The following is an 8,821-nucleotide window of genomic DNA, read 5'->3' on the forward strand; positions in this document are numbered from 1 at the left end:
GGCCCGCAGGTGGCGGGCGCGACCTTACCGCATTTAGGCTCTAGTGCCCGCCCCGCCGGCCGCCGAAACCGCCGCCCGGCCGCCGGGCGTCCCATCGACCTTCCCGGCGCCGGCGGTCCTCGCCGCTCGGGCGAACGGCCTGGCCATCGGCCTGCCGCTGCGCCGCGGGAAGGGCTTCCTTGCGGGACAGGTTGATCCGCCCCAGGCGGTCGATCTCGGTGACTTTCACCAGAACCTCGTCACCTACGTTGACGACATCCTCGACTCGGCCCACCCGTTCGGGAGCCAGTTCGGAGATGTGGACCAGCCCTTCCTTGCCCGGCAGGATCTCCACGAACGCCCCGAAGCTGGTGGTGCGCTTCACCTTGCCCAGGTAGACCGCGCCGACCTCGACGTCGCGGACCAGGTTCTGGATGATCTCGGCGGCCTTCTTGCCGCTGCCCTCATCGGCCGAGGCGATGAAGACCCGCCCGTCGTCCTCCACGTCGATCTCTACGCCCGTCTGCTCGATGATCTTCCGGATCATCTTGCCGCCGGGGCCGATGACGTCGCGGATCTTGTCCACGGGGATCTCCAGGGTGATGATCCGCGGCGCCCGTGGCGAGAGTTCGGGCCGCGGCCGGTCGATGACCTGCAGCATCCTGTCCAGGATGAAGAGCCGCCCGGCCTTCGCCTGCGCGAGGGCCTGGGCCAGGATCTCCCGGGTCACGCCGTGCACCTTGATGTCCATCTGAACGGCCGTGACGCCGTCCTTCGTCCCGGCCACCTTGAAGTCCATGTCGCCCAGGGCGTCCTCGATGCCCTGGATGTCGGTGAGCACGACGAACCGGTCCTGCCACTTGACCAGGCCCATGGCCACCCCGGCAACGGGCTTCCTGATGGGTACGCCGGCATCCATCAGCGCAAGCGTGCTGCCGCAGACGCTGGCCTGGGAGGTCGAACCGTTGGACTCCAGCACCTCTGAAACGAGGCGGATCGTGTAGGGAAACTCATCCTCGGAAGGGATGACCGGCAAAAGCGCGCGCTCCGCCAGGGCCCCGTGGCCGATCTCGCGGCGGCCAGGCGCCCGCATGGGCCGTACCTCGCCCACGCTGTACGGCGGGAAGTTGTAGTGGTGGATGTAGCGCTTGCGGTCCTCCTCGCGCAGGTCGTCAAGCAGCTGCTCGTCTGACTTGAGCCCCAGCGTGCACGTGGTCAGCACCTGGGTCTGGCCGCGCACGAACAGCCCCGAGCCGTGCGTGCGGGGCAGCACCCCCACCTCGCACCAGATGGGCCGGATCTCGTTGGGGCGGCGGCCGTCCGGCCGGTCCCCCTCCTCCACAATCATGCGCCGGACCTCGTCCTTGAGCAGCTTGTCGAGGATGGTCTCGACGTCCTTGAGAAGCGGCGCGGCCTGCTCCTCCCCGCCGTGCTCGGAGACGAAGCGCTCGATGATCTCCTGCCGGGCCTTCTCGATGGCCTCCTCACGCGCGAGCTTGTCGGGGTTTTTCACCGCGGCCGAAAGCACGGCTCGGCCGTGGTGCTCGACCCACGCTGCCACGCCAGGGTCGGGCGTAAACAGCGGGACCTCCACCTTTGGCTTGCCCGCGTCGGCGCGCAACTGCTCCTGCAGGGCCACCACCCGCTTGATCTGCTCGTGGCCCTGCATGATGGCGTCGAGCACCTGCTCCTCCGGTACCTCGTCGGCCCCCGCCTCGACCATCATGATGGCGTCCTTGGTGCCCGCCACCACCAGGTTGAGCTGGCTGGCCTTCTGCTGCTCGGCCGTGGGGTTGATGACGATCTGGCCATCTACGAGCCCCACCCGGACGGCCCCCACAGGACCCAGGAACGGGATCTCCGAGATCGTCAGGGCGGCGGAAGCGCCGATGATGCCGAGGACATCCGGCGGGGCGTCGTGATCCACGCTGAGGGTCGTCACCACGACCTGGACGTCGTTGCGGAACCCCTCGGGAAACAGCGGCCTGATCGGCCGGTCCACCATACGGGCCGACAGCGTGGCGATCTCTCCCGGTTTGCCCTCCCGGCGGCCCCATCCCCCCGGGATCTTGCCGACTGCGTACATGCGCTCCTCGAAATCGACCAAGAGCGGGAAGAAGTCGATCCCTTCCCGCGGCTGCCGTGACATGGTCGCCGTCACCAGAAGGACGGTGTCCCCGTAACGGGCCAAAACCGACCCGCCCGCCTGCCGTGCCAGCTTGCCGGTTTCGAGCACCAGCCGGCGACCTGCCAGCTCCATTTCGTAACGGTCAACGTCAAACATATGCTTGCTTGTGCCTCCCTGGGCTACCGGCGCAATCCGAGCCGCTCGACCAGTTCCCGGTAACGCTGGACGTCGCTGCGTTCGAGGTAGTTGAGCAGGCCCCGGCGCTGCCCGATGAGTTTGTAGAGCCCTCGCCGGCTGTGAAAGTCCTTGCGGTGCACCTTGAGGTGTTCCGTGAGGTCGTTGATGCGCTGGGTCAGAAGAGCGATCTGGACCTCAGGGGAGCCCGTGTCCCCTTCGTGCCGGCGGAACTCCTGGATCAGGTTCTCCTTGACCTCTTTGTTGAGTGGCATGCCTGAAGCATCCTCCTTCTCTACTCTGGAAGCGCCCGCAGCCCAAACCCGGTGCGGAGGACGAGAACGCCGGGTTCGAGCGACGGGTTTCGCGCGCTCACTCTATCACACTCCGGGCCTCTGCTGAAGATGCGGCTCACGCGCCGCAGCGAAGTAGGCCAGGGCGGACCTGCGGTCTGCCTCGATCTGGGCCGCGAGCTTTTGGGCGCTTTCAAAGCGTACGATGGGCCGCAGCTTCTGGAGCAGGTCCACGGACACCTGCCGGCCGTACAGTTCCCACCACCCTTCGAGGACATGCACCTCAAGCCAGCGCCGCGCGTCCTGGCCAAAGGTGGGACGAGCGCTGATCACCGCGAGGGCCGGCATGCCGTCGAGAAGCGCCAGGTACACCCCGTCGGCCGGCACAAGCTGCAGCGGATCCGGCCGCACGTTGGCGGTGGGGTAGCCCAGAGCGCGCCCCCGGCCGTCCCCTTTTACGACGACCCCGCCGACCCGGTAGGCCCTGCCGAGGAGCCGGGCCGCCTCCTTTACGTCGCCTTCTTGAAGCAGCCGGCGAATCTCGCTCGACGAGACGACGCGCCCGCCGCTTTCGACGGGCTGGACAATCCGAACCGCCAGGCCCGCTTTCTCACCGAACCGCTCGAGCGTGGCTGCCGACCCGCTGCGGTTGCGCCCGAATCCGAAGTTGAACCCCGCCACCACCCCTCGAGCACGGAGCTGCCGGCGCAAGACGCAATCGACGAACGTCTCGGCGTCCAGCGCCGCGAGCTTGCGGTCGAAGGTGATGACGGCCACGGCGGCCGCTCCGCTTTGGAGGAGCAGCCGCACACGCTCGGGCAGCGGCGTGAGGATGGGGAGCGCGGACGCCGGGTTCAACACGTGGCGCGGGTGCGGCTCGAAGGTGACCGCAACGCAGGCCGCGCCCTGTTTGAAGGCCAGTTCGGCCGCCTGCCCCACGATGGCCTGGTGCCCCAGGTGAACCCCATCGAAGGTCCCGATGGCAACCACCGTCTCCCCGGCGGGTGGCTCCGGGGGGTACCATCCGATGCGGGCGGGGTGAGCCGTCTCATCCGGCTCCAACAGATATCGATCGTTGCGCAGCAGACATCGCCCCTTCACGGGAGAGCGGCAGCCGATAGCAGCCGCTCCGGGCGCACGAGCACCCGGGCATCCGGGTGCTGGTCCAGCACGCCAACCCCGAAGAAGCGGCCCTCGCCGTCGTACAACCGCAACCGGTCGCCTTTCTGGAGGCTTGCCGGCCTGGGTACCGCGGGCGGCCACTCCACAGCAAGCCCGTTGCGAGCGCGCTTCAACTCGGCCCCCTCCAGGCGGACGGGCGGATAGTGCTGCAGCCCCGCGTCCATGGGCATCAGGTACTCGGCCAGCCGGTTCTGCCGGGAAGCCGCCTCGAGCTCCTCGAGGGTGGCGCTCTCTTCCAAGCGGAACGGCCCGCTGCGCGTCCTCACGAGGAAGCCCAGGTGGGCGCCGCATCCGAGCCGGTCGCCCACGTCGGCGCAGATGGTGCGGACGTACGTGCCCGAACTGCACGTGATGTCAAACAGCACCCGCGCCCCGAACCCGGCGTTCTCTGAGTGAGGCGGCCAGACCTCCACTACCTGTAAGTCGTAGACCTCGACGGTGCGGGCCGGGGGCTGGACTTCCACGCCCTCCCGCGCAAGCTCGTACAGCCTGCGCCCCTGGTAGTGAACGGCCGAAACCATGGGTGGGCGCTGCTGTATCGTGCCGATCATGCCCGCCAGGGCCGCATCCACTTCGCTCCACGGGATCTCGAACGCTTCGGCCACAGAAAGGGTCCGCCCCGCCGCGTCCTGGGAGTCGGTCCGGACGCCCAGCACCATCTCGGCGCGGTAAGCCTTCTCGGATTCCTGCAGGAAGGCCGCAAAACGGGTGGCCTGCCCGACGCAGATCACCAGAACCCCTGCCGCGCCGGGGTCCAGGGTTCCGGCGTGCCCGACCCTCCGCTCACCGGAGAGCCGCCGTACGACGTTGACGACGTCGTGGGAGGTCATGCCGGGCGGCTTGAGGAGGTTGAGCAGACCGTCGATGGTTGTTTCAGCCACCTCTGCTCTGCCGGCCGTCCAGGGGAAGGCTCTCCTGGCCCTGCGCGACCGCCTGCCTGCAGGCCTCGATGACCTGCCGGACGGCGACCGCCAGGGGAGCGGCCAGGGTGCAGCCCGCCGCCCGCAAGTGCCCGCCGCCCCCGAACGTCCGGGCAATCGCTGACACATCCACGTAGCGCTGAGAGCGCAGGCTGACCCGGGTCTTACCCGGCTCCAGCTCCTTGAACAGAACCGCGACCTCGACGCCGTCCACCATCCGGGGATACTGGACGAGCCCCTCGACCTCGCTGGGCGTAACGCCCGCTTGAGCGGCCTCCTCGCGGCTGAGCTCGATCCAGGCGATCCGGCCGTCATCGGTCCGGCGCAGGTTCGAGAGCATCCGCCCAAGCAGCCGAATGAACTCCCACGAGCGCGTGTCGTAGATGCGCGCCGACACGTCGTGGGGATCCACGCCCTTCTCCACCAGCTCCGCCGCCAGGGCCAGCGTCCGGGCCGAGGTGTTGCTGAACCGGAACGCCCCCGTGTCGGTCAGGATCGCGGCATAGAGGCAGGTGGCGATCTCCCGGGTGACGGGGGCGCCAAGCGCCCGGACCAGGTAGTAGACCAGTTCTCCAGTGGCCGCCGCGGCCGGTTCCACGAGCCAGTGGTCGGCTGCGCGGATGTTGGTGTTGTGGTGGTCGACGTTCAGCGTCAGGCGAGCACGTTGCACCAACGGCCATGCAGCACCGAGGCGTTCCTCTCGGACCTCGGTGTCCAGGACGGCGACGACATCGGGGATCAGCCAGTCCGGGGCGCCCACCAGCAGGTCGTCGTGCCCGGGAAGGAAGTGCCAGTACCGGGGGTCGGGATCCGGGCTAACCGCCCACGCGGTCTTTCCCAGCCCCGACAGGGCAAGCTTCAGCGCCAGAATCGACCCGATGCTGTCCAGATCGGGATCCACGTGCCCCACGACCGCGATCCGCTCCTTCGCCAGAAGCCACCGGGCAATGGTCGTGACGGCCTGCTCGATCTCCGGCCATTCGGCGGTCACGTGCCGTCCTCCCTGCCTTCGCCGAAGGTGCGGCCGGTATCCTCGCCTGGCCCGGCCGCAGAGCGGGCTTGGGTTCGTTGGGCCTCCCGCCGGAGCTGGTACAGGATGGTCATCACCCGTGCGCCCCGCTCCACGGATTCGTCAAAGTAGAAGCTGATCTCGGGCGTGTGGCGCAGCCGGATGCGCTGGCCGGCCTCCGTCCGCACGTATCCCCGGGCCTGGTCGAGCACCCCGAGCGTGCGGCGGCGGTCTTCCTCGCTGCCCAGCACGCTTACGAACACCTTGACATGGCGCAGGTCGGGAGAGACCTCCACGTCCGTGACGGTGACGAATCCAAGGCGCGGGTCTTTCATGCGCCGGAGGATGTCGCTGACCTCCCGGCGGTACTCCTCCCTGAGCCGTTCAACGCGCAGCCTGCCCATGCGGCGTGCACTCCTGCCCTGTCTTGTATCAGCAGTAGAAGGATACCTCGAACTGGGTCAGTTCGGCCTCGGCGTTTCCCTCCACGAGGCGGCGGGCCTGGTCCATCACCGCTCGTGCCTGCGCCTCCGTCTGGCTGACGCAGGCGACGGCCAGGCGAGCCCGCTGCCAGCTGAACGGTTCTTCCAGTTCGGCCACCGAGACATTCAGGCGAGCCTTGAGCCGGTCGGCGAGCGACCGGACGACGCGGCGCCGATCCTTGAGCGACTGGCTGCTCTCGATCCAGAGGTCGGCCGTCCCGACGGCTACCACCATGGCTGCTGCCTCGCCTTCAAGGCCCGGGCCGAGGCGAGGCCTCAAGCCCCGCCCCTGCTCACGCGCCCGCCCGGTTGCCTGCGGCGGACGCCTGCGCGGTCGGGCTCACCTCGGCCATCTCGTAGATCTCCAGGACGTCGCCCTCCTTGATGTCGTTGAACCGCTCGAGTCCGATGCCGCATTCGTAGCCGGCCGCCACCTCGCGCACGTCGTCCTTGAAGCGCTTCAGCGAGGCGATCTTGCCCTCGAAGACCACCACGTTGTCGCGGAGGACCCGCACGCTGGCACTGCGCACCACGCGGCCGTCGGTGACGTAGCAGCCGGCCACGGTGCCAACGCCGGACACCTTGAAGGTGCGCCGCACCTCCACCCGGCCGAGCACGCGCTCTTCGAGGCGCGGCTTGAGCAGCCCCTGCATGGCCGCCTTCACATCATCGATGACCTCGTAGATGATGCGGTAGGTGCGCACGTCCACCTGATCCCGTTCGGCCACCCGCCGGGCGTTGGCGTCGGGGCGCACGTTGAACCCGATGATGATGGCGTTCGAGGCGGCGGCCAGATTGACATCCGCTTCGCTGATGCCGCCCACCGCTCCGTGGATGATGTTCACCTGGACCTGGTCGCCGGAAAGCTGCTGGAGCGCCGACTGGAGCGCCTCCAGCGATCCCTGGACGTCGGCCTTGATGACCACGTTGAGATCCCGCCGCTCGCCCTCGGCCGCCATCCGGCTCAGCGACTCCAGGGTCATCCGGGCGGTGGGCCGGAGCTGCTCGGCCCGCTGCTTCTGGAGCCGCTCTCCGGCGATGCGGCGGGCGGTCTCCTCATCCGGGGTCACCATCAAAAGGTCGCCGGGCTGCGGCACGTCGGCCAACCCCAGCACCACGATGGGCGTGGAAGGCCCCGCCTGCTGGCGTGGCCGGCCCTTGTCGTCCATCAGGGCCCGCACCCTGCCGGGGACGGCGCCCACAATGACGGGATCCCCTACCTTGAGGGTGCCCTCCCGGATGAGCACTGTGGCCACCGGGCCGCGGCCCCGGTCGAGCTGCGCCTCCACGACGACGCCCGTGGCCGGGCGGTCGACCGGCGCCTTCAGCTCCTTGAGGTCGGCTACCAGCAGGATCATCTCGAGAAGCTCGTCGATGCCCTGGCGGCGAAGGGCCGAGACCGGCACCATGACGGTGTCGCCGCCCCACTCCTCGGGCACGAGTCCGTGCTCCGCGAGCTGCTGCTTCACCCTGTCGGGGTTGGCCGTCGGCTTGTCGATTTTGTTGATGGCCACCACGAGGGGGACACCGGCGGCCTTCGCATGGTTGATGGCCTCCACCGTCTGCGGCATGACGCCGTCGTCGGCAGCCACCACCAGGACGGCGATGTCGGTCACCTGCGCGCCCCGGGCGCGCATGGCAGTGAACGCCTCGTGGCCGGGTGTATCGAGAAACGTGATGAGCCGGCCCTGCGCCTCCACCTGGTAGGCGCCGATGTGCTGCGTGATGCCCCCGTACTCCTGGGCGGCCACCCGGCTTTCGCGGATCACGTCCAAAAGCGTGGTCTTGCCGTGGTCGACGTGACCCATGATGGTGACCACCGGCGGCCGCGGTTCGAGGCGCGCCGGCTTCCCGGCAGCCTGCTGCTGCAGCTCCTCGAGGAACCGCTCCTCGCTCGTCTTAGGGCGCTGCACGGTGAAGCCGAAGCGCTGTGCCACCGCCGCGGCCACGTCGAACGGGATCTCCTGCGTGATGCTCGCCATCACGTTTTGCTTGATGAGCTGCTTGATCAGTTCCGCCGCCGATACGCCGAGCCGGGACGCCAGGTCCCGCACCACGATCCGCTGCGGGAGTTCGATGGTTCCGCCCCGAGGCGGCTGAGGCGCGGGCTGGGCGGGCAGCGCCGGACGCCCCATCCCCCGAGGCGGCGCTGCGTGCGGGTGCGGCCGCCTTTTCGCTTGAGACCCCCGATCTGCAGCCGGCCGCCCTGCGTGCGCCGGTCGCCCTTCCTTGGGACGTGCCGGGGCAGGCGGCGCGGCCGCCTTCGGGGCGAACTTGCCGGCCGGCTGTCCGTGCCGCGGAGGCGCCTGCTTCGCGGGCGCCTGCGCAGCAGGCTTTTGGGCCGCGGGAGAAGGCGCGGCGGCTTTCGCCTGCTCGCCTGCCGGACGACCCGCAGGCGCGGCCGCGTGCCGTTCGAGGGCCGGCTTGCGCTGCTCGGCGGCAACTCTCTGTTCGCCTCCGGTACGCTGGTCGGTGGCCGGCCGCTGGTCCGCGACCGGTCGTGGCTTCTCAGGGGGCCGGATGACGGCCGGAGCACCCGAAGGTGGCTTGACAACCTGCGGCGCGGCCGGCGCGCTGTCCGCCCGGGCACCCGCGGCCGAGGCGGGTCTCGGTGGTGCGGGCGGCCGCTCTGAGACTGCCGGAGACGGAAAAGC

The 8,821-nt window shown here is 69.2% G+C and carries 9 protein-coding genes; 1 reads left to right on the top strand and 8 read right to left on the bottom strand.

From position 1 onward, the window contains the following. Positions 1–40 precede the first annotated feature (40 nt). The 8 genes from pnp to infB all read right to left on the bottom strand — a co-directional run bounded on the left by pnp (position 41) and on the right by infB (position 8,302). Complete coding sequence (pnp, locus tag AB1609_00320) at positions 41–2,263, bottom strand: polyribonucleotide nucleotidyltransferase (protein MEW6044920.1); 2,223 nt, start codon at positions 2,261–2,263, stop codon at positions 41–43. A gap of 23 nt (positions 2,264–2,286) precedes the next feature. Beyond that, entirely contained in the window at positions 2,287–2,556 is a 270-nt protein-coding gene (gene rpsO / locus AB1609_00325; protein MEW6044921.1) for a 30S ribosomal protein S15, read from the bottom strand. 105 nt (positions 2,557–2,661) lie between these two features. Continuing rightward, the gene (locus tag AB1609_00330) at positions 2,662–3,675 is read right to left on the bottom strand and encodes a bifunctional riboflavin kinase/FAD synthetase (protein ID MEW6044922.1); all 1,014 of its coding nucleotides are present in this window, start codon (positions 3,673–3,675) and stop codon (positions 2,662–2,664) included. Then, entirely contained in the window at positions 3,672–4,637 is a 966-nt protein-coding gene (gene truB / locus AB1609_00335) for a tRNA pseudouridine(55) synthase TruB (protein ID MEW6044923.1), read from the bottom strand. The genes AB1609_00330 and truB overlap by 4 nt, the downstream gene beginning before the upstream one ends. Further along, positions 4,630–5,667 carry a bifunctional oligoribonuclease/PAP phosphatase NrnA gene (locus AB1609_00340; GenBank protein MEW6044924.1) on the bottom strand — a complete coding sequence of 346 codons (1,038 nt, stop codon included), beginning with the start codon at positions 5,665–5,667 and terminating at the stop codon, positions 4,630–4,632. The genes truB and AB1609_00340 overlap by 8 nt, the downstream gene beginning before the upstream one ends. After that, a complete protein-coding gene (gene rbfA, locus AB1609_00345; GenBank protein MEW6044925.1) occupies positions 5,664–6,089 on the bottom strand; it encodes a 30S ribosome-binding factor RbfA in 426 nt (141 codons plus the stop codon). Before rbfA ends, AB1609_00340 begins: the two co-directional genes overlap by 4 nt. A 28-nt stretch (positions 6,090–6,117) precedes the next feature. Next, a complete protein-coding gene (locus AB1609_00350) occupies positions 6,118–6,447 on the bottom strand; it encodes a DUF503 domain-containing protein (protein MEW6044926.1) in 330 nt (109 codons plus the stop codon). A gap of 13 nt (positions 6,448–6,460) precedes the next feature. Continuing rightward, a complete protein-coding gene (gene infB, locus AB1609_00355; protein ID MEW6044927.1) occupies positions 6,461–8,302 on the bottom strand; it encodes a translation initiation factor IF-2 in 1,842 nt (613 codons plus the stop codon). Between the two features lie 75 nt (positions 8,303–8,377). Between infB and AB1609_00360 the strand changes: the two genes are divergently transcribed. Further along, entirely contained in the window at positions 8,378–8,800 is a 423-nt protein-coding gene (locus tag AB1609_00360) for a hypothetical protein (GenBank protein MEW6044928.1), read from the top strand. Positions 8,801–8,821: the final 21 nt, after the last annotated feature.

The organism is Bacillota bacterium (assembly GCA_040754675.1).
Taxonomy (GTDB): Bacteria; Bacillota; Limnochordia; order Limnochordales; family Geochordaceae; genus Geochorda.

Bases quoted from the DNA above. Each gene is read 5' to 3' on its own strand.
- infB (MEW6044927.1), bottom strand. From the start codon at position 8,302: ATGGGGCGTCCGGCGCTGCCCGCCCAGCCCGCGCCTCAGCCGCCTCGG.
- rbfA (MEW6044925.1), bottom strand. From the start codon at position 6,089: ATGGGCAGGCTGCGCGTTGAACGGCTCAGGGAGGAGTACCGCCGGGAG.
- pnp (MEW6044920.1), bottom strand. From the start codon at position 2,263: ATGTTTGACGTTGACCGTTACGAAATGGAGCTGGCAGGTCGCCGGCTG.
- rpsO (MEW6044921.1), bottom strand. From the start codon at position 2,556: ATGCCACTCAACAAAGAGGTCAAGGAGAACCTGATCCAGGAGTTCCGC.